The following is a 26,160-nucleotide window of genomic DNA, read 5'->3' on the forward strand; positions in this document are numbered from 1 at the left end:
TGCACTTCGTTTAACCCAACCTACTTTTATTAAACCTTAAAACTGGCTAAAGTTGGGTTGCACTTCGTTTAACCCAACCTACTTTTATTAAACCTTAAAACTGGCTAAAGTTGGGTTGCACTTCGTTTAACCCAACCTACTTTTATTAAACCTTAAAACTGGCTAAAGTTGGGTTGCACTTCGTTTAACCCAACCTACTTTTATTAAACCTTAAAACCTTCATCCCCTAAATCTAAATTTGGAATTGAGAGTTCAGAGACTTTTGAAGTCGGTATCCGCAAATTAAACGCAATAACTAATTGATTATTTTCAATATTAATATTCGTGATATTAACAACACTCTTTTCCGGTAATAAACTCTCAAGCGGAACTTCAGAAGAAGATTTACGTTTGTATCCCGCAGCATCTAACCATTCGGCAACATTTCTCCAGTTTTCTATTCTCTCATCACACTTATCTAACAAACTTTTTATATACCTATATAAAGTCGCACAGAGATCAGTCTCAACCCCTTTAGGATTTTTACCCAGTTTTTCTGCAATTTCAGCCGGACTATAACCACACAGCAACCCTCGCAGATGCAGCTTCTCCATCGGAGTTAGACGCTTACCTTTTGCGGAGGCGAGGTCAATATACAAGGTTTCCAAGTCCCAATCTTGTGCAGCCTGATTGAACTGTTCGTCAGTGGACATAGGAGAGTTTAGTGAATTCCTGATGTAATCCTAACACAATTCATGATTTTTGTTAGGTATAACCTGTTTTTAGCTAGTCTATGCTGAATATAGAAGCTCACATCAGCCTTGTATACAGTTCATCACCAGACATCATTCTCTTTGAAAGCAGAATTTTATTCAGTGGTATTTCTACTGAGTGAAAACTTGATCGAAACAGTAAGCTACAAAACAGAAAATTAAAGGATTAAAGTCAATGCAAATTTCATTTGAACCTATCAAAAATGCGTTGAGTCAAGCTCTTGAATCATTATCGGATTGGAAAAAACTCAATCCCTTCCAACAAGGTGACGTAATTGATAATACATTTAAGTCTATACTAAAAGACTTAATGAATCAATTTGGTATGAAACCGGGGATTGATTATGTAGACAATTTAAAACCCAATGAACCCTGTACTGATTTTGTAGCTTTATCTCCCAGAGCAGATGAGTTAATTACAGGTTTGATGGAAGGAAAAATTATAGCTATTAGCGGCCACATTCGTACAAGCAAGTTAGGGAATCAATCTTCAGTAAAAGCACATTTTCGTCGCAAAGCATCTTAAATTGATTCAAGTCAATTTTTAAAACAGCTTCACATCAAATAATGAGTCATAAAGTCAAACTCTATTCAACAGGAAAACAATGGAATCACAATTTTTTCAACAGGGTAACAATATCTATGAATGCAAAACATCTCCAACTCAAATGGGAGGCAATTTCAGTACATCATATCTCAAGTCAGCGATCAAGGATTTAGAGCAAAGATGGAAAGGCGGAAGTAAGCCTAGCGGCTATCGGTATGTGTTTCCAGTCAACTATCTAAATGATGAAGGTAAAGCAGTCATAGAGGATTTACAATCTCGTCATCCAGATGTAGATATTAGGTATTATGATTGTGATCATGTACAAAAACTTGTTGACAGTTTAGCAAAAGTTAATACTTTACCTGAGTTAGTCAACTACATTAACCGAGTACGAGGTAAATAATTAAAATGTCACAACAGCTATATTTTTATAAGATTAAGGTGTTTACGGGAAAGGTAGCCGAGTCTTTTGAACCTCAAAATATTTCTGATGCTCTCAAAGCATTAATCGGTCAAAGCAATTTAGAAGAAAATGATAAACTAAAGGAAATTCTCTTTGAAGAAATTGTTAAAATTAATCCGGTTTTACATAATTTAGACCCAGATATTACTCAAATTTTTAATGAAAATAAGGTCGATTTTTTTGAAAACACGGGTTATTTTCTGATGTCGGATGAAATACTATCAGCTATTGGAAAACGTCACGGATTTTTAAGTAAAACTAGCAATAAAAACACCAAAAATAAAAAAGAAAATACTTATAACACTGAGCGCACTGAAGATCATAAGCAACTTAAAAAAGATTATAAAAAACTTCAAGATCTTTTTAATAAGAATTTATTGATTGCTCGGGTGGGATAATTGTTTTAACAACTTAAATTTTAACCCAGAAAGAGACAATTATATATCATAGTTTACAAGGCGATCGCATTCCGTTTACCCTATTAAAGTTAAGTGCGATCGCTGATCAAAGTTGTGTCATGTACAACAGGAGTCAGGGATGATGGTGATGTTGGGTTTCGTTCCTCAACCGTAAGGGATGATGGTGATGTTGGGTTTCGTTCCTCAACCGTAAGGGATGATGGTGATGTTGGGTTTCGTTCCTCAACCGTAAGGGATGATGGTGATGTTGGGTTTCGTTCCTCAACCGTAAGGGATGATGGTGATGTTGGGTTTCGTTCCTCAACCGTAAGGGATGATGGTGATGTTGGGTTTCGTTCCTCAACCGTAAGGGATGATGGTGATGTTGGGTTTCGTTCCTCAACCGTAAGGGATGATGGTGATGTTGGGTTTCGTTCCTCAACCGTAAGGGATGATGGTGATGTTGGGTTTCGTTCCTCAACCGTAAGGGATGATGGTGATGTTGGGTTTCGTTCCTCAACCGTAAGGGATGATGGTGATGTTGGGTTTCGTTCCTCAACCCAACCCGTTGGTGCGATCGCGCAGGAAAGGCGTACCAAAGATGATGGTGATGTTGGGTTTCGTTCCTCAACCCAACCTACTGGTATTTTGAGTAATATCAGGTCAAAAAACTCTAATATTACAAAATACGTGTTAATCAGAGTATATTGGTTTCTGCTGAAAATCAATAGGGTTGATTCGCTAAATATTTATATATCTTTACTATTATTTTCCTGATTCCCAAAAACTGTAGACGAACTAAAGAGTAAACCTCTAGAGACAAATTTAATTTGACGTTTATTTTTGAACGTCTAAAGGAAGCATAAACGTGGACAAACGGACAATATTTCAAGTCTTAGGACAACCTTCACGAACGAATTTTCCAGCTTTATCTGGACAAATTATTTTACGGGCAGCAACGAATTTAACAGTTTATCATTCTGGACAAAGAGACTGGATGCCGTTTGAGATCAATTCTCCTATTAATGCGGCTGATGAATTAGAAAGTCGGCTTCTGGTGAATGGCGATCAACCGGGACGGGGAACAGCCGTTTTAGAACATCGGATTAATGAGACTATTGTTAATCAAATAGAACTCGAACTCTATACCCTAAAGCTTCAACTGATTAATGATGCCAATCGAGATGGCAAAGTTGATTTAACAGAAACGAACTGTAACAATTGGGTTTGGGGAGAAAATAGTCCGGGTGCTATTTTACTGGTTAATAATGATCGCGATTTATCAGATTTTAATCCAAGTTCCGAATCTCTTTCTGAACTTTCAGAGTTAGTGCTTGCACCAACAGGCTGTACTGATTTACCGAAAGGAGTAGAAATCGTTTTGTACGCTACACCCGATGCAGCAAAACGTTTTTGTGTCTACAAAAAAACCATTGATGGGTTTCGTCGAATTTTAGGGAAAGATCCCCTATTAGCAGATAGCAATGCAATTTCGATCTCAGCCCCTCTTGCTGCGACTGGGGAAACATTCTTTGTCGAAGCGCTTCAATATCCCGGTTCTTTTTTTGAAGGATTAATTACGATTGAAGTTCATTTGCGACACAATGGAGTTGTGATTGGAACCGATCAAGTCGTCTTCCGAGTCGCACCTTGGATTATGACTCCAAATACTCTCCCCGTTGAAAAAGTTTACACCTGTGAAATTTCAGAAGATTTCTTTAATCCTAATACTAACTTTCTGAAACAGCTTCGAGAAGCACTCGATGAATTAGACATTCCCCTAATCATTCTACCCCCTTCTCAACATAACGGCGATCGCTGGATTCAAGATGAAATTGAGTTTGGCTATTGTGAAAGTAGTAGTCATATTCTTCCTGTTGTTTTTGATAGTCCGCGTGATCGAGAATTAGACGGATTTCCCGAAGCCGAATTACTAAAGCCTGACTTTGGACATTTTCAAATTGGCGGAAGTACCCCCAATTCTTTGGATTCTTTTGGAAACTTAGAAGTCAGTCCTCCTGTTACCGTTAATGGACGAGAATATCCTTTAGGTCGCATCGTGTTTGGAGGTCGAAAATATGGAGATTTTGGAGAAGAAACCCGACAAATGATGCCACAAATTCGGAGTTTTCTTTATGCTCAAAAAGTCCAAAGTCCGATTGAAATCTATACAGATTGGCTAGCCGTTGGTCATGTTGATGAAATTATTTGTTTTATCCCGGCTAATAATGCTAAAGGATTTAAAGTATTGCTGGCTTCTCCAGGGAGTTGTCTAGCCTTATTACAATCTCTCAGCAATGATGGATATGGTTCGACTTTAATGTTTGAAGGTCAAAATCGAAACAGTCCAGACAGTTCCTTCTCCGCAGAAATTACCATTGATCAACTTCTTGATGATCAAGAATTTTGGGAAGCGAATGCTGTTTTTCAAAGCCACATGGATCTTAATCGAGAAATCCTCAAGCTAGAATTAGGATTAGATGAATCTGATTTGATTGATATTCCGGTTTTGTTTTATCCTCCTGCTAAAGAACGAACTCTCGCTTACTTCCCTGATATGATCAATCATTTAGTGATTGGAAATGTCAGTCTGGTTCCTAAACCTTACGGGCCTATCATTAATGGAGAATGTGCCTTTGAAGCTGCATTCCGCAAGGCGGTTCCTGAACAAACCTGTAAGTTTATTGACAATTGGTATCCCTACCATGAAATGTCAGGGGAAGTTCATTGCGGAACCAATACTTTACGTTCTCCCTTTACTCATAAAAAATGGTGGGAGTTTAAGCCCGATGGTGCGTTTGATATTTGACATACTCCCGCATTCTAAACCCACAACCGAAACGGTGACACTATTCAATTTTTAAGGTTCTGGCGATTTTGGCAAACCTCCTGGGGTTTTTCCTCCGTTTGGCTTTGCCAAAAATCGAATCAAACTGATCCTACAACAGATCTTTTTTCGGGTCTACCTAACACCAACTCTAAGAGTCCGCAGGTTCAAAACCGAACACCTTAGCATAGAAGCCAAACTCATCTTTGATCGCCCGTTTAATATTCTCAGCTTTGCGGAACCCATGTTGTTCATCCTCAAACGGCACATATTCAACCGTTAACCCCTTGGCTTTTAACACTTCCACCATTGTTTCGGCTTGGTTAGGCGGAACTACCTTGTCTTCTAAGCCTTGAAAGAAAATCACCGGACAGGACAACTGTTCGGTATGATGAATAGGCGATCGCTGAATATAGAGATCTTTCGCTTCAGGGTACGGCCCGATTAAATTATCTAAATAGCGAGACTCAAACTTGTGTGTATCTCGAAGGAGCGCTTCTAGATCACTGACGCCGTAGTAACTCGCCCCTGCTTTAAACACATCAGTAAACGTTAGGGCGCATAATGTTGTATAACCGCCTGCACTACCGCCTGTAATTGCCATGCGATCGCCATCCACTAAACCCTGCCCTGCCAGGTATTTCGCCCCATTTGCACAGTCATTGACATCAACAATTCCCCAGTTATCTTTGAGGCGTTGACGATATTCCCGTCCATAGCCTGTACTTCCGCCATAGTTAACATCCAAAACTGCAAAGCCGCGACTGGTCCAGTATTGAATTTTTAAACTGAGGCTACTAGAAGTCGCTGCCGTCGGGCCACCATGACTTTTGACTAACAGAGGCGGTTTTTCGCTGGGTGAGGCGATGTAATCTTTGTTGGTAGGAGGATAGAAGAAGCCAAAGGCGGTTTGATCGTTATCAGTGGGAAATTCGATCGGTTCGGCGACAGACAGATAGCCCTCATCGATGTCAATATCGGTTGAACGTTTCAACACCGACATTTCCCCATCAGAAAAGTTCAGTCGGACAACTGCACTGGGTTCGGTAGCCGAACCGCCTATAAATAAAATACGCCCTCCAGAGACTTTTATTCCCGAGATCGAAGTATAGGGAATATGGATCTGTTGCAGTTGTTGGGACTGACCATTTAAAGTGGCGAGATACCAGTTTCCTTTTTCAGTGTAGGTGCAAATAATCCCATCGGCAGTAGCGAAGCCGTAGGTAGACATTCCAAACACCCATTGCGGTAAGCCAAATTCGGCAGGAATGGGATAGAGGGGTTCGATTTGACCCGATCGATAACGATAAAAGTTCCACCACTCGGAGCGATCGCTGACAAAATACAGTACACCTTTCGGCGACCATTGAGGTTGAAAAATCGATTCTTCTTTACCGCCTGTCACCAGTTTGGGGTTAGCGAGGGAACCATCCGCTTGTACAGAAGCTAACCAAAGTTCGCTGTTATCCCAAGGCATATTCGGATGATTCCAGCTTATCCAACAGAGTTGTAAACCATTGGGACTGAGGCGAGGAGAGGCATAAAAATCCATTCCCTCAGCTAAAATAATCATGTCTTCAGCGTTGTTGAGATTGATGCTAACAATGGTGTTAACGGGTTCACCTGTTGCGGTGTGGTCTTCTCGCACACAGATTAACCGTTGACGTTGGGTGTCAATCACCGCATCAGCGTAACGATAGTTTCCTTCTGGTGTCACGGGTTCTGGGGTGACTTCGTGAGGAATAGGGCTGTTGTGAATGACCTGACGATAGAGACGTTGATCGGCAAAGTTGGAGAAATAGACAACTCCTTGATGAACAGTATAAGATCCGCCGCCGTATTCGTGAACGCGAGTCCGAACGTTATAGGGTGGGGGGGTGACATCCTGTTGCTGACCCTCGGGAGTCAGTCGGACTAATACACTGCGTCCTGCTTCTGAGGGACGGCTTTCTAACCAATAAATATCTTCTCCATCCCAAGCGACACTTCCGAGTCCAACCGTTCCCGCTACAATTAGATCGGCTGTAATGGGAGATGTCCAAGATCCATAGGGGGCTACAGTTCGATCCGTCATTAATCTCTGAATTTAGTGCAGGTCACAGGGTATTTTAGCTTAGATTGTTCCAGAAGGTTGATTCAAAAGATAGAGTCTGAGTTGTCTTCCGGTTTAATTTGGCGTTTCCGCACGGGGTAAAATGCGATCGCCTCCTCATTCTAGCTAGCTCTCTAGAGATAGAACGTTACCAAAGTTGAGCGGAAAGCGAGGGCGTGACTTCCGCCTCTGCTGACGAGGAGATATCCGACTTAATAAGTGGTGTTGATGAACCAAGAATTAGCAATAGCTAAGAATCCCCTTTCTTTAGAAATGGGGAGTATGTCAATGCGTCAATTGCAAGCCAAATCCATTGTTTTTTTTGCTTTTGACCAAGAAAAACGGGACACAAGCTCCGTCCGTGACTGACGGTTAACTTAAATTGATGCACCCGCGCCTTGGCAAAACAGTGTCAAGAAACTCCAGTTACCCGAGCAATCGCAGCAGCTAACGACATCCTCAAATTTTCACCACTTGATTTCCACCAATGTAAAGATTTGATGAAAGTCATTGTATTTTTTTAGTTTGTCAAATAAAGTTTAATTTGTATGTTTTAAACAGCAGGTAAGTAACCCCATAAATGACAACAATCATAAATTTCGATGAGTTAGCCGGAAATACAGTCGTCAGCGATCAATATTCTGGAGTCACATTTTCAACCGATCCGGGGTCTGTTGTAGCAATTCCAATTGCAGGAATTTTCGGAACCTCTGCACCCAACCTAATCGGTACATTCGATGAAAATGGCGGGTTGGATGGAAACCTAACCCTTGACGTTGCTTTCGAGTCACCCGTCAATAATTTTTCGTTTTTCACGATTGGCGATGACACCAATGGTACAGCCGCACTCATCGATGTTTATACCGCCGATGGATTGACTACAACTGTCGATCTGATCACTGATGGTAACGGTTTTACCCCAGAGCTTGTGGATTTATCAACATTCACAAACATTACCCGCATTAATATCAATACCATCACAGATCCGGGTGGGATTGGTTATGATGACTTTGCATTTGAGTTCGCACCACTGAACATTGCACCAGTTGCCGTTGATGATAGTGCAACTGCCGCTCAAAACAGTTCCCAGACCATCCTCGCCGCCGACCTACTCGCCAACGACACCGACGAAGATGGCGACCCTCTCACCCTGACCGAAGTGAGTAATCCCCTAAACGGTACTGTTGCCTTGGATGCCAATGGGGATGTCGTGTTCACTCCGACCTCCGGATTTAGCGGTACTGCCAGTTTTGACTATACCGTGTCCGATGGTACTGACACAGATATTGGTTCTGTGACAGTCGAAGTCGGAGGTATGTTCAATGGCGGAAATCAAAAAGATATCCTCATCGGTACTGGGGGTAACGATTGGATGTCCGGCGGTAACGGTGCCGATGAACTCTACGGAGGTGAAGGCGATGACACTTTGGGCGGTGACGGTAGCGATAACGGCCCAGATCTCCTCGATGGCGGTCTTGGCAACGATATCTTAACGGGTGGTTTGGGACCCGATGTATTTGTCCTCGCCCCCGGCAATGGAACTGATACCATTACCGACTTCCAGACTCCTGACAGCATCGGTTTGTCCGGTGGCATCGGATTTGGCGACCTGTCTTTCTCGGGTAGTAATATTATCTTGACTTCAACTTCAGAGGTGTTGGCAACCTTAGTTAGTGTGGATGCGACAAGTTTAACAGCAAATGACTTTGTAAGTGTTTAAGCTGTTTTAAACAGAGAACGTCACAAATAAAGTGAACGGCACTGGTGAGTGTATTGCAAAACATTCTGTTACTCCAAATGGGTGGAAATGTTGAAGCATTCGATTCGATTACTAATTCATTACCTCACCTCAAGTTTGACGATGTTCCAGTGCCGGCATAGATTCATAGTCTGATTCAGCAACGCCCAGTGTAGAGTTTTATAACTACCAGTTTACAGGAAAATTGCCTGAAATTCAAACGGCTGAGTTACCCTCTAAATCTCAAGACGTTCCTGAACCTTCAGCACTTTTAGGATTAGGGTTTATTGGGGGATTGTTTAAATTCTTCCAGCCTCATAAGTCCTAATCCAACAATTAACTGAGTAAAAGTTTATTAATTGTCTTCTCGTCGTAACCAACCGTTGAGGGTGAAGCGCCCATCTTCAAACTTGCGGGAGGGACAGCAAACTGGCATAACTTCATGTTTGCAACGACTGTCAAAAAAGACGATGCTATTATTGCGAGGTTCTATGGTTTTGTAGTTGTTATGGCTAATAGCTGAACCTGCTTTCAGTTCAGTTTCATAGAGTCTTAATTCTCCGCCTGAAAATTGCTTCGGTTCTTGGTGGAAATAATAGACATAGGTAATCACACGAGTATAAGTTTTTTCACTGCCTGAGTCATTATGAATTTTATAGAAGCAACCGTCGTTATGGGCGGTGAGTTGCATTTCCACTTGAGAAACGTTAAAGGGTTTATGATTGAGTTTCGGGCAAATTTCCGGGCAAGTTTGTAAGAGTTTGTTTCTCATCAAGTTATAAAAATCAGGAAATAAAGTCGCGTATAAGATAGAAGACTGACGGTAGTTCACGGCTTGGGTTGTCGTTGTTGAACCGACGAACTGATCGCTTTTACTCAAAGCTATTTCTAATATTTTTTGGTTCTCTTCTGGAGACAAAAAGTTTTCAATAAAAACATGATCTGCGGGTAAAAATAAAGACTCTGTTTGGATAACAGATTGATAGTCTGGCGCGGGAACGGGTTCGGTTTTGGGTGAGGGTTGAATGGGTTTAGAAAAGCCATTGGTTGAGGGAGAAATGCTAGAAGGTTTGAAGTTTTCAGGTGAAACTCCCACCATTTCTAATATTTTGAAGGCAATTTCTGCTTTTTGTTGAGAAGAAATATCAGGACTTTTTAGCAGAGATTCTAAAGTTTCTATCGATAGGTTAGTTAACTGTTTGAGTCGGTCAACAGAAAGGATATCGTGAGCCATCTTTCCACCAAATTCTGACTTATTCTCTATCATGGCATAAGGGGGTTCAACTCGGCAATAGAGTAGTGCAAGCATCGGGCTGGCAGTTGGAAGCAGTATAGATGTCTATTAACTCGGGAGAGTCAACATTTATGAATTACTACTGACCATCGACATTAAGCAATTATCCAAGCACTGTTTAATTATCCGATAGAAGTAGGCTATCTCCGAACTAATCCTATTACTGGTATTAGAAACTTTTCTGGTTTGTGCATCTATTTTATATGAAATCGAAAAAATATTCCTACTTTAATATAGCGGTGTACGCTCCTATGAGGTACAAACCAGAAACAACCAGAAACCCGGTTTCTTCAAGAAACCGGGTTTCTAGTGCCGAGACTTTGAAGAACGAACGTTTCAGTCCCCTTGCGGGGAAATTAATGTTGGAAAGTCCCTATTCGGGATTTTTATGAAAGTCCCGCGTTTAGTTTCAGTCCCCTTGCGGGGAAATTAATGTTGGAAAGTCACTTAGATTCAAGCCTGCAATGCCGAAATAGAGACGTTTCAGTCCCCTTGCGGGGAATTTAATGTTGGAAAGGAGACTAATCAGCAAGAATATTTCTGTGATGCTGAGTTTCAGTCCCCTTGCGGGGAATTTAATGTTGGAAAGTTTGATAATCTCTAATATCAAAAACTGCATCATAGATTTGACGATTGTTTTCTGACTTTCCATTTTTCAGGTAAGCCACACGCCCCACAATGGGATGGATAGCGTGAATATGTAAATTGAGTTTGAGAAATTCTGCGTTTCGTTTCTTGGCACAGAAGCAGTCTAATGGTGCAAGCATCAGAAGGCGACCATTGGGTTTGAGAAATTTCATTGAATGCTCAATGAATTTTACAATTTGAGAAAACGGGAAGTTGGCAACCACTACATCAACAGCACATCGGGCCTCAGCGTCCACTTTGAGAAAATCATAGTGATGGACAACAACTTGATGAGTTGCTAATTTCTCAAGCTGAGAAAAACGACTTTGAGAAATTTCATACGCTTCAACCCATCGGTTTTTCTCAGCTAAAGCTTTTACTAAACGACCCCGACCAGCGCAAGGCTCTAAGACCGTGATTTCAAACGGGGTTAATAATTGTACAATTTTCTCAGCTAAAATCGGTGGAGTCTCCCAATCGTCGGGACTCCAATTTTGAGAAATTTCATCGTTTTGAGAAATTAACTTAAGCTGTTGCATGACTTTGTGCCTCTACTTTCTCAAACCGCCAGGGATAATGTTTCTCAAGCTGATAAGCTCGGTACGCAACACCACAAACCGACTTTGACCACTCCTCAAAGTCACCCTTAGCAATATGCGCTCGGATAAGACTTTCCGTTAAACGCATGGGTTTTTGCTGATTTAATTTCAAAATATGGTGCATTTGCGCCAAATCAATGGGTTTTTCAATGGGACGCTTTGCAAGCTTTTGAGCGACTTTCTCAGAATCTGGGCGGTGAATTACCGCGTCTTCCCACCGCACCCCGAAATCTTCAGGCTTTTTCTCAAGCGCATAGCATAGCGCATTAAATTTATCCTCACTGATGTGAGGGTATTTATTAATTGTTACCGCGTGAAGGAATTCTCTGGAAATACCCGCAATCCGGCAGATATCACCAATCGGTAGTTGCGACGTCTCACAAGCGTGTTTGACTTTTTCACCAAAATCATCCGGTGCTGTGGCGATAACTGTTCGCTTTATCAGCATTTGAATACCTACAATAACTTCAAATCCCACTTTACACTATTTTTGGTGTATCCGTAAAGTGTTGTCAAATGACACTTGACAAAATTTAGTACACCACTTACAATAAAAAACAGATGCGTAGTGAAGCATCTGCGGGGAAAACATTAAACAAATTAGGAGTTTCAGTCCCCTTGCGGGGAATTTAATGTTGGAAAGCCGCTTCTAATTCATGTTCTTCTTCAACGGATAAAAGTTTCAGTCCCCTTGCGGGGAATTTAATGTTGGAAAGATGAATACGAACGGCCGTCAGGACGTTGTGACTGGACTGTTTCAGTCCCCTTGCGGGGAATTTAATGTTGGAAAGAGACTTGAAAACGATACGCGCCGATAAGTTCTTCTTGTTTCAGTCCCCTTGCGGGGAATTTAATGTTGGAAAGAGTTTAAATCCAACTGAGCAGAAGTTAGTAGAACTGTTTCAGTCCCCTTGCGGGGAATTTAATGTTGGAAAGTTGGTAAAAATTCTTAGAGAAAGATACGGAATTTGTTTCAGTCCCCTTGCGGGGAATTTAATGTTGGAAAGCTAACTTTAAACCCGGGATAATTAATAATAAGAAATGTTTCAGTCCCCTTGCGGGGAATTTAATGTTGGAAAGTTGGTTTTGATACATCTGCTTTTGAAGTAAAGACTGGTTTCAGTCCCCTTGCGGGGAATTTAATGTTGGAAAGACTCAGGCTAAGTTACCTGATATGACTCAGGCTAAGTGTTTCAGTCCCCTTGCGGGGAATTTAATGTTGGAAAGAAACAACGGGTATCAGTAACTCCGAACTCCGTGAAGTTTCAGTCCCCTTGCGGGGAATTTAATGTTGGAAAGGAAGAAATTCTTACGGTTGCTAATCACAAGATTGTGTTTCAGTCCCCTTGCGGGGAATTTAATGTTGGAAAGCATCTGCAATTCTTTTTGACCCCAACAGCACGTTAGTTTCAGTCCCCTTGCGGGGAATTTAATGTTGGAAAGTCCGCCGACTGAAGGTGAGTCTGGGTAGTCATTCTAAAGCCGAAATTGGCAAACCTAAAAATTAGGTTCATTTCAGCCCTCGAAAGATCCCGACTCCGGCATCTTTTACCAACAACCGAAACTGTGAAACTATTCATTTGTCGAGGTTCTGGCGATTTTCGTGAACCCCCTGGGGTTTTCGCCGTAGCTTCGGTTCACGAAAAATCTAACTGTTTACATAGTAAAACAGCCTTCTGATTTTGTCTACCCCCAACCCGAGGATGTCAGGAGATTAACCCAGTTGAATCACTTCTTCCTTCTTCTCGCTGAGAACATCCTGCATTTTATCTAACCATTCAATTAAAGATTCCAGTTGCTTACTGGCATTCATCACCCCTAAACCCCGAACCGTGACTTTGCCTTTGCTGTAAACAAACCGAGAATGTAAATGAGTCGGAAGCTTCTCTTTTAACAAATTCCAGGCGGGTTCTTCCATTGGCGTTTCGAGGATAATATGTTGTTTGGTTTCCTTGTCGGGTTTGATATGAGAAAAACCGAGTTTTTTGGCAATTTGTTTGAGTTCCATCACCCGAATTAACTGTTGGGCGGGTGTGGGTATTGGGCCGTAGCGATCGCACCAATCCTCTTCTAATCTTACCAGTTCATCGCGACTATTACAAGAGGCAACTTCTCGATAAGCGCTCATTTTTTGATCAATATCGGGAATATAATCAGAAGGAATAAACGCGGTTAAAGTCAGATCAATTTGCGTATCATCCACTTGCGGGATTTCTTGACCTTTAATTTCCCGAATCGATTCTTCTAACATCTCCGTATAAAGATCAAATCCAATTACATCCATTTGACCCGATTGTTCGGCTCCCAGTATATCACCTGCGCCGCGAATTTCTAAGTCTCTCATCGCGAGTTGATAGCCCGAACCTAACTGGGTAAACTCTTGAATGGCTTTTAACCGTTTGCGGGCATCATCCGATAAGATAGCCCGTCCATCGGCAGCAACGGGATAAAATAACCAAGCATGGGCTTGAACTCCCGAACGTCCAACCCGCCCCCTTAACTGATACAATTGGGCTAACCCAAACCGATGGGCATCTTCGATTAAAATCGTATTCACCCGAGGAATATCTAAGCCCGATTCAATAATCGTTGTACAGACTAAAATCTCAGCTTCCCCCGCATTAAAGGTCAGCATAATTGATTCTAATTCTTCCGCATCCATTTGACCATGAGCAACAGCTATCCTCGCGCTTGGCACCATTTCGCGAATTTTAGCTGATTTTTCCTCAATGCCTTCAATACGCGGAACTACATAAAACACTTGTCCGCCTCTATCTAATTCTTGACGAATCGCCGTGCGAACCGTTTCCTCATTATAGGGAGATAAATGAGTTTTAATCGGGCGACGAGAGGGAGGCGGTGTGGTAATTAAACTCATTTCTCTTATTCCCGACAACGCCATATATAAAGTCCGAGGAATAGGAGTGGCGGTTAATGTTAGAACATCAATATGAGTTTTGAGGGGTTTAATTTTTTCCTTTTGATTCACCCCAAACCGTTGTTCTTCATCGACGACTAATAAGCCCAAATCTTTGAATTGAATTGTTTTACTGAGAATCGAATGTGTCCCCACAATAATATCAATTTCCCCAGTTGTTAACCGTTGTTGAATATCTCTGCGTTCAGCCGTTGTGCGAAAGCGATTTAACAAGGCAATTTCTATGGGATAGGGCGCAAATCGTTCTTTTAGAGTATGATAATGTTGTTGCGTTAAAATCGTGGTTGGCGCGAGAAATGCCACCTGTTTTCCAGCAGTTACCGCCTTAAAAATCGCCCTGATTGCCACTTCAGTTTTCCCAAAGCCCACATCTCCACAAACGAGACGATCCATCGGACGTTCCGCTTCCATATCCCGTTTAACGTCTTGAGTTGATTTCAGTTGATCGGGAGTCGGTTGATAGGGGAAAGAGTCTTCAAGTTCTTGTTGCCAAGGCGTATCTAGAGGATAATTATACCCCGTTTGTTGGGCGCGTTGGGCGTAGAGTTTCAGCAAATCAACGGCTAATTTTTGAATCGCTTTTTTGACTTTATTTTTGGTTTTCTCCCAAGCTTTACCGGAGAGTTTATTCAGTATAGGAACTTTCCCGCCTGTACTTCTAAACCGAGATAAGGTTCCCAATTGATCCGCCGCCACCCGCAACAACCCATCACCATATTGAACCACTAAATAATCGCGGGTTTCATTATTAATCGTCAGACTTTCTAACTTAATAAACTGCCCAATTCCATGCTGACGATGAACCACATAATCTCCCGGACGGAGTTTATTCGGATCAACTTGTTTAGAAGCCGCCCGACGCCGTTTGCGAATATAACTGGGAGTAGCGAGAGAATGTTGACCATAAAACTCTCTATCCGTCACCACAACTAACCGAAAGGTCGGTAAAATAAACCCTTCAAGTTCAGCCAGTCCGGTATATTTCAGCGCAACGGGAGTATCTTTAATTAAACCATCAATCGCGGGATAGTCGCGAGGGTTGGGAACAAATTTTGATGGACAGTCATGTTCAGACAACAGGGCGACAGAACGACTCGGTTGTGCAGAAACCAAGAATATGGAAAAATGACGATTACGCTCTTGACGAATCAGATCGGCGAGTTTGGCAAATTGATGAGGCATGATCGGAACAGGACGGCTAGAAAGGTTGAGACTGGGCGAACCTGCAACCAATGGAGAAGGATGAACTTCGGTGAGTTCCGACAAATACAGCCGATCAAAGCGGGCGGAAATGTCAGCGAAAGAGTCCTTAAACAAACGATGAAGTTTGGGATGTTTATTTGAGGGGTTTTGTTCTAACAAACTCTGTTCGATATGATCATACCAGCGATCGCCATGCGCCGCACATTGATCCGGTTCATCAACCGCAACTAACGTTAGTTCGGGTAAATAATCAAGTAAACAGGCGCTTTGGTCGATTTTCCAATTTTCAGTCCCAATTCCCCAAGGGGTAAAATCAGTCGGCGTGAGAACCAATTGCTCTATTTTATCGAGCGATCGCTGAGTTGTCGGGTCAAATTCTCGAATGCGTTCAAGTTCATCACCAAACCATTCTAAACGCACCGGGAGTTCAGCCGCAACCGGAAAAATATCAACAATATCACCGCGACGACTCCATTGACCTTCAGTTTCAACCAGGGAAACTCGTTCATAACCCAGAGTCGCCAGTTGTTCATCGAGTTGTTTGGAGTCTTGACTCATTCCCCGTTTGAGGGTGAGACAGTAGGGTTTAAAGGCTTCTACTGGGGGAAGATGAGGTTGTAGCGATCGCTCAGTGGCAACAATCGCAATTTTCCCATTTTCTGGGTTTTTTTCACCGAGGTTGACCAAATCTGCTAACACCTGCATTTGACCCCAGATCATTTCTTCTGAGTAGGAAGGTTCGTAGGGGGAACCCTCAGACGTCGGATAAAAATGAACCAAAGACCAACCCATCGCTTCCAGTTGGGCTGACCAGCGTCCTGCTTCTTCTAGAGTGGCGGTGACAACAAATAAATTCAGTCCTGCTTCTTGGGCTAAAGCCGAAGCCACCAGTCCTTTCGGTAGCCGTGAGACTCCGTTGAGGTACAGTGATTGATGTTGATTGAGTTTGGTCAGCAGTTCACGGGTTAGCGGCGATCGAGCAGTCGCCCGAACAATCGCAGAAAATGTCATAGACGCTTTAGGGATACTGCAATGGAAGTCGTTCTAACATTGTAGAGAATTTAGCGATTCGTTAATGGGGATTTTCAAAATGTTTACGGTTCTCGGTGAAATTTTGATTGTGCTGCTGTTGGTTTTGATCAATGGTGTGTTTGCGATGTGTGAGATCGCGATCGTATCATCTCGCAAGGCTCGTTTGCAACAATTAGCCAATACCGGGAATCAAAAAGCCCACACCGCCCTAGAATTGGCGAATACCCCAAATCGCTTTTTATTATTGACGCAGCCGAAAACCACGTAACTTTAGTGAGTGGACGAAGGCAAGGTAGCGCTTTTAAGCGCCTGTCTGTTAATGCGTGTTGTGATGAGGATCATTAATATATTCCATGATAACTTTAGAACTAACACTACCAGCAGTAGTGTGAAAATATGAGCGAGTCCATAGACTAGGAAGTTTCAATAAATGAGGAAATTCTCTTCTTAGATAACGTGATGATCTCCCTTTAAAAGCTTGCACAATCTGATTAATGGCATAATCAGGTTGATGACAGATAAACAAGTGAATATGATCAGGAGCTATTTCCAGGGTTTTAATCTCCCATTCTTTCTCAATTGCCAATTCATAAAATATCTCCCGACAGCGTGTTGCTACATCTCCAGTTAGCACAGGCTTTCTTCTTTTTGGAATCCAGACGAGATGGACACAAGCCAATCCGACTGAATGGTTGTAATGCTTGTAATCTATAGACTTTAGTTTCATCTTGGGTTGTCTACTTGTTCTTATCGACAAAACCAGCTTACCGTGTTAAAGTTGATAGTAGCAAGCAAACAACCCATTGAGAGGTCGAATCAATGATAGTTCTCGAATACAAAGTTAAAGCAAAGCTTCATCAGTACAGAGCGATTGATGAAGCGATTAAAACGGTACAGTTCATTAGAAACAAGTCAATTCGTTATTGGATGGACGCACCTAAAGAAGCCAAAATTAATCGATTTGCTTTAAACAAGTATTCTACAGAACAACGTTCTGAATTCACCTTTGTCAAAGACCTAAACTCAATGGCAGTACAAGCTGCTGCTGAACGAGCATGGTTGGCAATTTCTCGTTTTTACGAAAATTGTAAATCCAAAAAACCTGGGAAGAAAGGATATCCTCGTTTCCAAAAAGATTGTCGTTCCGTTGAATATAAAACGTCGGGTTGGGCGCTTAATCCAACCAAAAGGCGAATCACGATAACTGACAAAAAAGGGATTGGTGAGCTTAAACTTTTGGGAAAATGGGATATCCATCAGTACCCAGTTAAGTCTATCAAGCGAGTTAGACTTCTCCGTCGTGCTGATGGTTATTACTGCCAGTTCTGTCTGGATATTACTATTACCGATATTCAACCGAAAACTGGAAAGGAAATTGGTCTAGATGTTGGTGTAGAATCTTTCTATACAGATTCCAACGGTTATCAAGAACCAAATCCTAAGTTTCTGAGAAAAGCCGAAAAGTCTATTAAAAAATCTCAGAGACAAATCTATAAAAAGGTCAAAGGTTCATCGGGGAGACGGAAAAGTAGAAAAGTTTACGCCAAAAAACATTTAAAGGTAAGTAGACAACGGAATGAACACGCTAAAAGACTAGCGCGTAACGTATGCACATCAAACGATGTAGTCGCCTACGAAGATTTAAGTGTTAGAAATTTGATAAAAAACCATTGTTTAGCTAAGTCAATTAGCGATGCAGGATGGTATTTGTTTCGGAAATGGATAGAATATTTTGCAGCTAAATTTGGTAAATTAGCAATTGCTGTTTCACCCCACTACACTTCACAAAAATGCAGTAATTGTGGGGTAATCGTTAAAAAGTCTCTATCAACTCGCACCCATATTTGTCGTTGTGGATGCAAGCTTCATAGAGACACAAACGCTGCTAAAAATATTTTGAATTCAACTAAAAATAGGGAAGGGCATTCCCGAATTAACGCTACAGGAGTTGGAGTCTCTACTCTAATTGGTGAAAACCTGTTAGAGCAAATTCTGACGTAGAATGTAGAATCCCTGTCGCAGAGAGCGCAGGGAGTGTCAACGACGGTGCAAGTAGGGATTACACTAATTGGAATTTTAGCGGGAGCGTTTGGCGGAGCGACGTTGGCGGAAAAATTAGCGGTTGAACTGAGTCAAATTCCTATTTTAGATCCTTATAGTGATGTCATCGCTTTAGCCGTTGTGGTTAGTTTGATTGCTTATTTATCTTTAATTTTTGGGGAATTAGTTCCAAAACGGTTAGCGTTAAATCATCCTGAACGGATTGCGGTTATTATTGCTAAACCGATGAATTTGCTCTCAAAATTGGGTTCGCCGGACTGTCCCCGTGAAATTATCACACCGTTGGCGGTTTTGTGATTACTCATTTCAGTCGTACTCCTTCAGTTGCAGATCATTTTGAATGGAAGGGTTTAAGAATTGAAGTGGTTGATATGGATGGAAACCGAGTTGATAAAGTATTAGTCATGCCTATTTCTAGAAACCCAATCCCTAGACAGTTGGATTAAAGATTGCTATCGTAGAATGTCTGACTCATTTTAGATCTTGAAGTCTATGTTAAAATCTCTCAAGTCACTTCGGCTTAAACAAGTTCGTCAAACTTTAATTTTACTGTTTTGTTGGACAGTTGTTCCTTTATTTTTAGTAGAATTTTTGATGATTGTCCTAGAACCTTATCTATTTAAAGGACTTTATCAATACGACCAAGATTTAGGCTTTAAAATTCGTCCCTACGCCAATGGAAATAATCAATTTGGGTTTAATGACCAAGATTATCCCTTAGAAAAAGAACCCGATAAATTTCGGATGCTGGTTGTTAGTGATTCTTTTAACTGGGCGGGGGGAAAAGAGGGAAATTACACCACATTGTTAGAAAATAAATTCACAGAATATTATGGTCAATCTCAAGTCGAGGTGATTAATACAGGTTATCCCGGAACCCACACCGGGGAACAGTTGGAGATGTTAAAAAAGTTCGGTTTACAATACAATCCTGATTTAGTCGTCTTGGGTTTTTTTGTGGGAAATGACTTTATTGATGCTGATCCTAACCGTAAACGAATTATTGTCAATGATATTTATATTGATATTGACAAACGGGAAGAATTAGTAATCTTGGGTTATCCCATGATCGGACAGTCGAGGCTATGGCTATTTATCCAACAAAAATATAAAATCTTTCAAGAAGCTGCAAAATCCAAACAAGCGTTACAACCAACTGAACGTTTAATTGCGTCTTCCAGTCCTCAAACTGTTAATATTAACCCTACTCCTCCCGTTGAAAAATCGCCCGGTATCCTCTCGCTTGAAGCTTTTTTAGAAGTTGAAAAACATCGTTTAAGTTTTTGCCGAAAAGATGACTTAGCCGAGGGAAAGAGAGATAAAAATATTAACTACATTCTCAACAGTGTTTCAGAAATGAATCAAATCCTCAAAGACCAAAATATTCAGTTTATTGTCGCCATTTATCCCGATGAGTTTCAGGTTAACCCAAAGCTGTTTAATCAAGTTATTGAAGAATTTGAACTGAACCCCAATAAATATCAAATCAACTGTATGCAAGATATCCTCAAACAACATCTAGAAGCCCAGAATATTCCCTACATCGATTTTTTAGATCGGTTCAAAACCGAACAACAAAAACAACATCTCTATCTTCTCCAAGAACCTCATTGGAATTCTGCGGGAAATCAACTCGCGGCTGAGATTTTGTTTGAAAATTTACGAAAAAATACGGATAATTACTTTAAGTCCCTGTCTGATAGTAACAGTCCTCTTCAGAGGACTAAAAATTAGCTAGGAATTTAAGTCTCTGTAGCAATATCAATCTTTAGTCAACAAATTGGAACTGAAAATGATCAAAATCAAACAAGTTAAATCGTTCTTCTTGCAAACCTTAATTATTACCTCAATTACCTGTATTTTATCAGAAATAACCTTCAGAATTTACCACAAAATCAACCCAACCTTTCTCTTTCCCGATCAATCTTACAACCGTTGGCGAGGAAAACCCCATTCTCAGGATTTTGAATTCACCTTAAATTCCCAAGGGTTTAAAGATGTAGAATATCCCTTAAAAACACCCGCCGGAACTTATAGAATTATCGGCATTGGAGATTCTTTCAGCTTTGGAATTGTTCCCTATCAACACAATTATCTCACCCTGTTAGAAGAAAAACTCAATCAAAACAATCAAAAAATTGAGTTAATAAACATGGGAATTCCTGGAATGGGGCCAAAAGATTATCTGTCTTTGTTAATCAATGAAGGGTTAGAATATCAACCGGATATGGTGTTGCTATCCTTTTATATTGGCAATGATTTTATGGATAATCAATTCAAAGCAAAAGAGCGAGTAGGATATCAATCCTATGTGATTTCTTTTGTGCGATCGCTAATTAAACTTCAAACCCAGTATGAAGGCTTAGTTTTCAATCCCAATAATAGTTTAACATACGTTGACAATGCACCCACCCAAAACGATGAATTTTACTTAAAGGATACCAAAAACAAAAGCAATATGTTCGTTAAAAATCCGGCTGATGACATCTTTGAGAGCTATGTAGAAGATGCCGTCAGTGATATTATCAAAATTAAGGAAATCTGCGACTATCGGAATATTAAGCTAGTGGTGGTGATTATTCCTGATGAAGTTCAGGTGGATCAAAAGCTGCAAGCCAAAATTGTCGAAAGATTTGATTCGGATGATCCAGATAAGTTAGATTTCCGAATTCCGAACCGAATGTTACAGGAAACCTTTCAACAAAACAAGATAGACTATATTGATGTAATGGATGAGTTTATCGCCGCTTCTAGTCAACAACGACTCTACAAACCCAATGATACTCACTGGAATATTGCCGGAAATCAACTAGCCGCAGACGTTTTATTTAACAATCTTTCTCAAAAATATCCTCATCTGTTTAGATAATTTTGTGATCTCTAATTAGATGAACTGAGAATGGGTGCGACTCAAGTGAACAATCGGTTCCCAATTGAGGACATCTTGCAGTAACGTTTGATAACCGATAGTGTTCGGGTGTAAACCATCTACACTCAAGCGCGATTTCCAGAACGTTTCACCTTGTTCTAACCACTGTTGAAAAATATCAAGATAGGGGATATTTCGTTCTAAACAAGCTAAACGAGTCGCTTCTTTGTAGCAAAATTGATTTTCGTGATTGTAATATAAACAATCTTGAAATGGCATTTTCGTCTGATCAACCGGAACCATTCCGACAAACAAAACCGGACAAAGATTTTGGGCGCAATTCAGTAAACTATTGATTACCGTTTGGAATTGTTCAATCTCCGTATAACTGCGACCTTGAGGGGATTGAACTTTAGCGCTATCATTGACTCCAACTGAGAGTATAATCACATCAGGAAAACGATTTCTCAGTTCACCGCGATGACGGAATTCGTGTTCAAGCCGATCTCGCACCTGAACCGCTCGATTTCCTCGCACACCCAGATTATAAACGACATGACCCGGACTACCCGGTGACATCCATTGTCGTCGCAGTCGTTCAACCCAACCTCCACCTTCAGGATCACCAAAGCCATAAACTAGACTATCGCCCAAAGCAACAAGTCTCAAAGAATGACGATGAACGGGTTGGGGTAAGCGAAGAACTGATGATTGGGAACTCCAAGCGACTGATGCTTGCATAGGTTTTAGGTTCGGGTTTAATAGAAACTGCCGGGAATTCCCCATCCCTTCATGGGTGGGGCGGGAGAGGCAGGTCAATCAAGCGGATCTTTCTTCCGCGCAGATTGACAACTGTCTATGTAGTTTATCGCAAATCTTATCTGTGTTAAACTAGAGCAATGAAAAATGTTGTCAAGATAGATTTTTAGATCGAGAAGCCCCAATCAACACCGACGCCGCCTGTTTAGCCTGCATAGCCGCTTCGGAACGACGCTCCATCATGGCAACCACCGTCGCACCCACCACCAAAATTACCAACTGTTGAGTTAGTTCCTCCGCATCAGGCAAATTAGCCGCTTTCACCAGAGAGAGAATATAATCAAAATTCGCCTGCTGATGCTCCAAAGAAACCTGATAACCCGGATGTTCTGGATCAACTAACTCAACCGCCGAGTTGAGAAAAGCACAGCCGCGAAAATCAGGCTGCTCAAAACATTCTTTCAGCGCATCGAAAATCGCCAACACCCGATCTTCTGGTTTCGTAGCCAAGCGTTCCACCGCCTCTTGAAACCAAGTCCGCCAACATTCATCCTGCTGTTGTAGCCAAGCCGCAATTAGGGCATCCTTAGACTTAAAATGGTTATACAGCGACATTTTCGCAACACCCGACTCCGCAATAATCCGATCAATGCCGACATTCTGCACCCCTTCGGAGTAGAACAGTTCAGATGCCGTCGCCAAAATGCGATCGCGGACAGAGGAACGAGAGGATGATTTTGTCTTTACCATAGCATCTGTGTAGACAGGTCTGTATAATATAATCATATCGCATTCTCCCTTGAAGTCGCACCCGGAGACAATTTCCAGGGGTACACAGCCAAGAGCCAAGAGCTAACCTCACACAAAAGCAATTTTCCAAACTGGCTTGACAATATACAGACCTGTCTACATAATATAAATATACAGACCGTTCTACATAAAGAGGGTTTGGTGAAATCAACTCAGATCGAGAAACAGTTCATTACCCTCAGCGATTGACGATTCCATTCTTTCAATTTCATCATTATTTTTAGGACAATTGATCATGCTTAGTAAATCCATCAGACCCCACCCTCAAAACCTCAACACCTCCTTAAAACTTTCTGCTGCGATTGCCTTAATTACGATGAGTATGATGGGCATAACTGCTGAAACGCCTCAAACATCTTTCAAGAGTGATCACAACCAAGAACTCAATCTCACTAAACCGGAAAAAGTCACCATTTCTCGCTACGAAATGACAGACCCCACAACAGGTTTAGCAATTTCCGTCTCTCAAATTCAGTATCACTAATCTCAGGGTAATCTGACAACAGATCCGTTGATTCATGTGCAGGGACTTAGGGCATTGCTAGGCAATGAACGCCAAAAAAATTGACAACCTTCTTCTAGAGTAGTTATAAAAATTTAATAATATCCCTCGGGGGAACCCTCGCCAGAGAAAAAGGTTTATTGGGTAAAAAAACGGTTTATACTGAGTTGGAGATCACTCTTTTATGAGGACTTCAATGCGTGAAACGGTCTTTAACAAAAACGACTTCCTTAAGTTGGTCTACTGAAACTGAATTGGTGGGGTTAGCTTTAGCTCTGCGTCCGAGTGGTGCAGATTTGCTGTATCCTCAATATACTATCGGGCTTCATGCTTGGTTTCTTGACCAAGTGCGACAAACGAACCCGGACTTATCGGCTTATCTTCACGATGGAGAGTCAGAAAAGCCTTTTACGCTTTCGGGGTTGGAAGGTGGGCTGAAAATGTCGGGAAAACACTTGCAATTGCAACCAGAACAGACTTATCTTTGGTCTATTACGGCTTTGTCTAAGCCTGTTGTAGGCTGGTTAGCGGAGTGGGTTAAACGTTTACCTCCACAGGTTGAATTGCGAAATGCACCGTTAACAATTCAATCTTGCCAAATTGCTTTAGCCCCAACAACTTATCGTCAACTTTTTGATGCGCCGATTCCGAAACCTGCTAGGATTAATTTGAGTTTTCTGAGTCCTACCAGTTTTCGGCGCAAAGGTCATCATTTTCCCCTGCCTCTCCCCACGAATTTGTTTCATAGCTACTTACGGCGTTGGAATGATTTTTCTAATCTTCCTGTTGAACAAGAGTCTTTCTTAGACTGGGTGGATGAGTCGGTGATTATTCAACGCCATCAGATCGCTTCTGCAAAAGTGGCTGCCGGAAAACGGGGAATGGTAACGGGATTTACCGGGGCAATTGAATTAGGTTTATCGAAAAAATCTTCTTTAGCTTCTGCGGAAAATCAACAATTATTTTATGCTTTGGGGCGGTTTGCTCCTTATTGTGGAACCGGACATAAAACAACCTTTGGCTTGGGACAAACCCTTTGCCAGTGGCAGGTTGAGGAAATAGAAGTTATTCCTTCAAGTTCACAACAATTGGGTGAACGGATTGCCGAGTTAGCTGAACAGTTCACCACACAACGAAAGCGCACGGGGGGAAATCGCACTCAAAAAATTGCGGAAACTTGGGCGACAATTTTAGCCCGTCGCGAAGATGGAGAATCTTTGATTGCGATCGCAGTAGACTTGGAAATGCCCTATGAAACGGTGAAAACCTACGCCAAACTGGCGCGTCGGGCATTGCGCGAAACGGATTAATCTTTTCAGTTGAGGGTGAATTTATTCTCCCCAAGCCAAACATCAAGCCCTTCCATTGCAAATAAGCGTTTCGGCTGACATTAAAACAGATGAGGTTCAGGTGGGTAATTCATGAGTGATCCTAAAGCAAAAATTCGCATCGAACATCTCATCAAGATTTATGGAGATAATTGTCGTGCTGCACTGAAACTGTTTTCACAGGGAGCCAACCGAGAAGCGATTTTGCAAGCCACAGGTCAGGTTCTCGGCATTGCAGATGTGTCTTTTACCATTAACCAGGGTGAAATTTTTGTGGTGATGGGGTTGTCCGGTTCTGGTAAATCGACTCTCCTGCGTTGTATTAATCGTTTGATTACCCCAACCCGTGGACAGATTTATCTCGACGATGAAGATATTGCCCATGTGGATGAAAAACGAATTCGTCAAATTCGCCTCACAAAAGTGTCAATGGTGTTTCAGCATTTTGGCTTATTTCCTCATAGAACCGTTGCCGATAATGTGGAATATGGGCTGAAGTTACGCGGGATGAACAAAACCCAACGTCGTAGAAAAGCCTTAGAAGCCTTGGAAGTCGTTGGGCTGGCTCAATGGGCTGATTATCGACCGGACACTCTCAGTGGAGGGATGCAGCAACGGGTGGGACTGGCTCGTGCTTTGGCGACGGATGCTGAGATTTTGCTCATGGATGAACCGTTTAGCGCCCTCGATCCGTTAACTCGCAGGGAGATGCAGAATGAATTATTACGACTTCAGAAAGAATTGAACAAAACGATTGTCTTTATTACTCACGACACTCAAGAAGCCTTAAAATTAGGCGATCGCATTGCGGTGATGAAAGAAGGGGTGATTGTTCAAATCGGCACTCCAGAAGAACTGTTAAATCAACCGGCTAATGACTACATCCGTGATTTTATTCAAGATGTCAATCGAGGGCAAATCCTCAAAGCAGGAATGATTGCTCGTCAAACAATTTCCTTAACCCTCGGTCAACACTTAGATCAAGTCGCCCTCCAACAGATACAAAGCCAAAACCTCCAGCATATTTATATCCTCAATTCTGACAGAGAACCTATTGGTTTCCTCAAACTCGAACAGCTTAATCTAGAGAAGCAAGACATTAAAGACATCACTCAATTGATGCAAACCAACTTTTCCACAGTTCCAGCAACCGTTCCTTTGGAAGAGATTTTTCACCTTTACCGCAAGGAACACAGCCTAGTGGTGGTTGATGAAAAAGGAAGGTTTCAGGGCGTTCTAGAACAGGCGGATGTCTTGGCTAGTATTAGCAAATTTAGCGGAACTTTAAACTAAAAAAACAGCCTAAAATCCTCACATTTAG

25 protein-coding genes, 1 pseudogene and 1 CRISPR repeat array are annotated in these 26,160 nt (G+C 41.7%); of the genes and pseudogenes, 17 read left to right on the plus strand and 9 right to left on the minus strand.

Annotated elements, in window-relative coordinates:
- Nucleotides 1-203: 203 nt before the first annotated feature.
- A complete protein-coding gene (locus WN50_RS01145; protein WP_046279999.1) occupies nt 204-692 on the minus strand; it encodes a helix-turn-helix transcriptional regulator in 489 nt (162 codons plus the stop codon).
- 235 nt (nt 693-927) lie between these two features.
- On the opposite strand from WN50_RS01145, the gene WN50_RS01150 reads away from it, so the two are divergent.
- From WN50_RS01150 to WN50_RS01170, 5 genes are all read left to right on the plus strand, one after another.
- Nucleotides 928-1,278: a hypothetical protein gene (locus WN50_RS01150; protein ID WP_046279998.1), complete on the plus strand. Its 351-nt coding sequence runs from the start codon at nt 928-930 to the stop codon at nt 1,276-1,278.
- 79 nt (nt 1,279-1,357) lie between these two features.
- The gene (locus WN50_RS01155) at nt 1,358-1,702 is read left to right on the plus strand and encodes a hypothetical protein (protein ID WP_046279997.1); all 345 of its coding nucleotides are present in this window, start codon (nt 1,358-1,360) and stop codon (nt 1,700-1,702) included.
- A gap of 5 nt (nt 1,703-1,707) precedes the next feature.
- Complete coding sequence (locus tag WN50_RS01160) at nt 1,708-2,160, plus strand: hypothetical protein (RefSeq protein ID WP_046279996.1); 453 nt, start codon at nt 1,708-1,710, stop codon at nt 2,158-2,160.
- A gap of 114 nt (nt 2,161-2,274) precedes the next feature.
- Nucleotides 2,275-2,937: a hypothetical protein gene (locus WN50_RS01165; protein WP_049557514.1), complete on the plus strand. Its 663-nt coding sequence runs from the start codon at nt 2,275-2,277 to the stop codon at nt 2,935-2,937.
- A gap of 91 nt (nt 2,938-3,028) precedes the next feature.
- Entirely contained in the window at nt 3,029-4,969 is a 1,941-nt protein-coding gene (locus WN50_RS01170; protein ID WP_049557517.1) for a protein-arginine deiminase family protein, read from the plus strand.
- 169 nt (nt 4,970-5,138) lie between these two features.
- On the opposite strand, the gene WN50_RS01175 is transcribed toward WN50_RS01170, so the two are convergent.
- Nucleotides 5,139-7,061: a S9 family peptidase gene (locus WN50_RS01175; RefSeq protein WP_046279089.1), complete on the minus strand. Its 1,923-nt coding sequence runs from the start codon at nt 7,059-7,061 to the stop codon at nt 5,139-5,141.
- 598 nt (nt 7,062-7,659) lie between these two features.
- Here WN50_RS01175 and WN50_RS36790 point away from each other — a divergent pair.
- The 3 genes and pseudogenes from WN50_RS36790 to WN50_RS33645 all read left to right on the plus strand — a co-directional run bounded on the left by WN50_RS36790 (nt 7,660) and on the right by WN50_RS33645 (nt 9,145).
- Entirely contained in the window at nt 7,660-8,799 is a 1,140-nt protein-coding gene (locus WN50_RS36790; RefSeq protein WP_049557522.1) for an Ig-like domain-containing protein, read from the plus strand.
- Between the two features lie 57 nt (nt 8,800-8,856).
- Nucleotides 8,857-8,960: pseudogene (locus WN50_RS33640) on the plus strand (IS1 family transposase); the annotation flags it as partial.
- Between the two features lie 62 nt (nt 8,961-9,022).
- Nucleotides 9,023-9,145 (plus strand): PEP-CTERM sorting domain-containing protein, encoded by a 123-nt coding sequence (locus WN50_RS33645; RefSeq protein WP_152964666.1) that lies wholly within the window; start codon nt 9,023-9,025, stop codon nt 9,143-9,145.
- 27 nt (nt 9,146-9,172) lie between these two features.
- Here the strand turns inward: WN50_RS33645 and WN50_RS01185 are convergent, their stop codons facing one another.
- The 4 genes from WN50_RS01185 to mfd all read right to left on the minus strand — a co-directional run bounded on the left by WN50_RS01185 (nt 9,173) and on the right by mfd (nt 16,489).
- A complete protein-coding gene (locus tag WN50_RS01185; RefSeq protein ID WP_342586720.1) occupies nt 9,173-10,126 on the minus strand; it encodes a 2OG-Fe(II) oxygenase in 954 nt (317 codons plus the stop codon).
- A gap of 560 nt (nt 10,127-10,686) precedes the next feature.
- The gene (locus tag WN50_RS37285; RefSeq protein ID WP_063847358.1) at nt 10,687-11,277 is read right to left on the minus strand and encodes a class I SAM-dependent methyltransferase; all 591 of its coding nucleotides are present in this window, start codon (nt 11,275-11,277) and stop codon (nt 10,687-10,689) included.
- Nucleotides 11,264-11,815, minus strand: coding sequence for a hypothetical protein (locus WN50_RS01190; protein WP_152964667.1), 552 nt, complete (start codon nt 11,813-11,815; stop codon nt 11,264-11,266). The genes WN50_RS37285 and WN50_RS01190 overlap by 14 nt, the downstream gene beginning before the upstream one ends.
- 128 nt (nt 11,816-11,943) lie before the next feature.
- Nucleotides 11,944-12,780: a CRISPR direct-repeat array (repeat unit 37 nt; unit sequence GTTTCAGTCCCCTTGCGGGGAATTTAATGTTGGAAAG).
- A 271-nt stretch (nt 12,781-13,051) separates the two neighbouring features.
- Nucleotides 13,052-16,489, minus strand: coding sequence for a transcription-repair coupling factor (mfd, locus tag WN50_RS01195; RefSeq protein ID WP_049557525.1), 3,438 nt, complete (start codon nt 16,487-16,489; stop codon nt 13,052-13,054).
- 79 nt (nt 16,490-16,568) lie between these two features.
- On the opposite strand from mfd, the gene WN50_RS01200 reads away from it, so the two are divergent.
- On the plus strand, nt 16,569-16,778 hold the full coding sequence (locus tag WN50_RS01200; RefSeq protein WP_082172228.1) for a CNNM domain-containing protein: 210 nt from the start codon (nt 16,569-16,571) through the stop codon (nt 16,776-16,778).
- A gap of 48 nt (nt 16,779-16,826) precedes the next feature.
- Here WN50_RS01200 and tnpA read toward each other — a convergent pair whose 3' ends face one another.
- A complete protein-coding gene (gene tnpA, locus WN50_RS01205) occupies nt 16,827-17,237 on the minus strand; it encodes an IS200/IS605 family transposase (protein ID WP_046279083.1) in 411 nt (136 codons plus the stop codon).
- A 92-nt stretch (nt 17,238-17,329) separates the two neighbouring features.
- On the opposite strand from tnpA, the gene WN50_RS01210 reads away from it, so the two are divergent.
- The 5 genes from WN50_RS01210 to WN50_RS01225 are packed head-to-tail and all read left to right on the plus strand — an operon-like array spanning nt 17,330 to nt 21,440.
- Nucleotides 17,330-18,511, plus strand: a complete 1,182-nt coding sequence (locus WN50_RS01210) for an RNA-guided endonuclease InsQ/TnpB family protein (protein WP_046279082.1) — start codon at nt 17,330-17,332, stop codon at nt 18,509-18,511.
- Between the two features lie 12 nt (nt 18,512-18,523).
- Nucleotides 18,524-18,868 (plus strand): CNNM domain-containing protein, encoded by a 345-nt coding sequence (locus WN50_RS01215; protein WP_082172222.1) that lies wholly within the window; start codon nt 18,524-18,526, stop codon nt 18,866-18,868.
- The gene (locus tag WN50_RS31630; protein ID WP_082172224.1) at nt 18,865-19,017 is read left to right on the plus strand and encodes a transporter associated domain-containing protein; all 153 of its coding nucleotides are present in this window, start codon (nt 18,865-18,867) and stop codon (nt 19,015-19,017) included. The genes WN50_RS01215 and WN50_RS31630 overlap by 4 nt, the downstream gene beginning before the upstream one ends.
- A gap of 46 nt (nt 19,018-19,063) precedes the next feature.
- Nucleotides 19,064-20,305, plus strand: coding sequence for an alginate O-acetyltransferase AlgX-related protein (locus WN50_RS01220; protein ID WP_046279080.1), 1,242 nt, complete (start codon nt 19,064-19,066; stop codon nt 20,303-20,305).
- A gap of 58 nt (nt 20,306-20,363) precedes the next feature.
- Entirely contained in the window at nt 20,364-21,440 is a 1,077-nt protein-coding gene (locus tag WN50_RS01225) for an SGNH/GDSL hydrolase family protein (protein ID WP_046279079.1), read from the plus strand.
- A 15-nt stretch (nt 21,441-21,455) separates the two neighbouring features.
- Here the strand turns inward: WN50_RS01225 and WN50_RS01230 are convergent, their stop codons facing one another.
- Nucleotides 21,456-22,181 carry a GDSL-type esterase/lipase family protein gene (locus WN50_RS01230; protein WP_046279078.1) on the minus strand — a complete coding sequence of 242 codons (726 nt, stop codon included), beginning with the start codon at nt 22,179-22,181 and terminating at the stop codon, nt 21,456-21,458.
- A 171-nt stretch (nt 22,182-22,352) separates the two neighbouring features.
- Nucleotides 22,353-22,985, minus strand: a complete 633-nt coding sequence (locus WN50_RS01235; protein ID WP_235440789.1) for a TetR/AcrR family transcriptional regulator — start codon at nt 22,983-22,985, stop codon at nt 22,353-22,355.
- 259 nt (nt 22,986-23,244) lie between these two features.
- Between WN50_RS01235 and WN50_RS01240 the strand changes: the two genes are divergently transcribed.
- From WN50_RS01240 to WN50_RS01250, 3 genes are all read left to right on the plus strand, one after another.
- Nucleotides 23,245-23,493 carry a hypothetical protein gene (locus tag WN50_RS01240; RefSeq protein ID WP_046279076.1) on the plus strand — a complete coding sequence of 83 codons (249 nt, stop codon included), beginning with the start codon at nt 23,245-23,247 and terminating at the stop codon, nt 23,491-23,493.
- A gap of 218 nt (nt 23,494-23,711) precedes the next feature.
- Complete coding sequence (gene cas6, locus WN50_RS01245) at nt 23,712-24,821, plus strand: CRISPR-associated endoribonuclease Cas6 (protein ID WP_046279075.1); 1,110 nt, start codon at nt 23,712-23,714, stop codon at nt 24,819-24,821.
- 111 nt (nt 24,822-24,932) lie between these two features.
- A complete protein-coding gene (locus WN50_RS01250) occupies nt 24,933-26,132 on the plus strand; it encodes a quaternary amine ABC transporter ATP-binding protein (RefSeq protein WP_046279074.1) in 1,200 nt (399 codons plus the stop codon).
- Nucleotides 26,133-26,160: the final 28 nt, after the last annotated feature.

The organism is Limnoraphis robusta CS-951 (genome assembly GCF_000972705.2).

Coding starts and splice junctions, on each gene's coding strand:
- WN50_RS01145 (WP_046279999.1), bottom strand. CDS start 692: ATGTCCACTGACGAACAGTTCAATCAGGCTGCACAAGATTGGGACTTG.
- WN50_RS01150 (WP_046279998.1), top strand. CDS start 928: ATGCAAATTTCATTTGAACCTATCAAAAATGCGTTGAGTCAAGCTCTT.
- WN50_RS01155 (WP_046279997.1), top strand. CDS start 1,358: ATGGAATCACAATTTTTTCAACAGGGTAACAATATCTATGAATGCAAA.
- WN50_RS01160 (WP_046279996.1), top strand. CDS start 1,708: ATGTCACAACAGCTATATTTTTATAAGATTAAGGTGTTTACGGGAAAG.
- WN50_RS01175 (WP_046279089.1), bottom strand. CDS start 7,061: ATGACGGATCGAACTGTAGCCCCCTATGGATCTTGGACATCTCCCATT.
- WN50_RS36790 (WP_049557522.1), top strand. CDS start 7,660: ATGACAACAATCATAAATTTCGATGAGTTAGCCGGAAATACAGTCGTC.
- WN50_RS01185 (WP_342586720.1), bottom strand. CDS start 10,126: ATGCTTGCACTACTCTATTGCCGAGTTGAACCCCCTTATGCCATGATA.
- WN50_RS37285 (WP_063847358.1), bottom strand. CDS start 11,277: ATGCAACAGCTTAAGTTAATTTCTCAAAACGATGAAATTTCTCAAAAT.
- mfd (WP_049557525.1), bottom strand. CDS start 16,489: ATGACATTTTCTGCGATTGTTCGGGCGACTGCTCGATCGCCGCTAACC.
- WN50_RS01200 (WP_082172228.1), top strand. CDS start 16,569: ATGTTTACGGTTCTCGGTGAAATTTTGATTGTGCTGCTGTTGGTTTTG.
- tnpA (WP_046279083.1), bottom strand. CDS start 17,237: ATGAAACTAAAGTCTATAGATTACAAGCATTACAACCATTCAGTCGGA.
- WN50_RS01210 (WP_046279082.1), top strand. CDS start 17,330: ATGATAGTTCTCGAATACAAAGTTAAAGCAAAGCTTCATCAGTACAGA.
- WN50_RS01220 (WP_046279080.1), top strand. CDS start 19,064: ATGTTAAAATCTCTCAAGTCACTTCGGCTTAAACAAGTTCGTCAAACT.
- WN50_RS01225 (WP_046279079.1), top strand. CDS start 20,364: ATGATCAAAATCAAACAAGTTAAATCGTTCTTCTTGCAAACCTTAATT.
- WN50_RS01230 (WP_046279078.1), bottom strand. CDS start 22,181: ATGCAAGCATCAGTCGCTTGGAGTTCCCAATCATCAGTTCTTCGCTTA.
- WN50_RS01235 (WP_235440789.1), bottom strand. CDS start 22,985: ATGATTATATTATACAGACCTGTCTACACAGATGCTATGGTAAAGACA.
- WN50_RS01240 (WP_046279076.1), top strand. CDS start 23,245: ATGCTTAGTAAATCCATCAGACCCCACCCTCAAAACCTCAACACCTCC.
- WN50_RS01250 (WP_046279074.1), top strand. CDS start 24,933: ATGAGTGATCCTAAAGCAAAAATTCGCATCGAACATCTCATCAAGATT.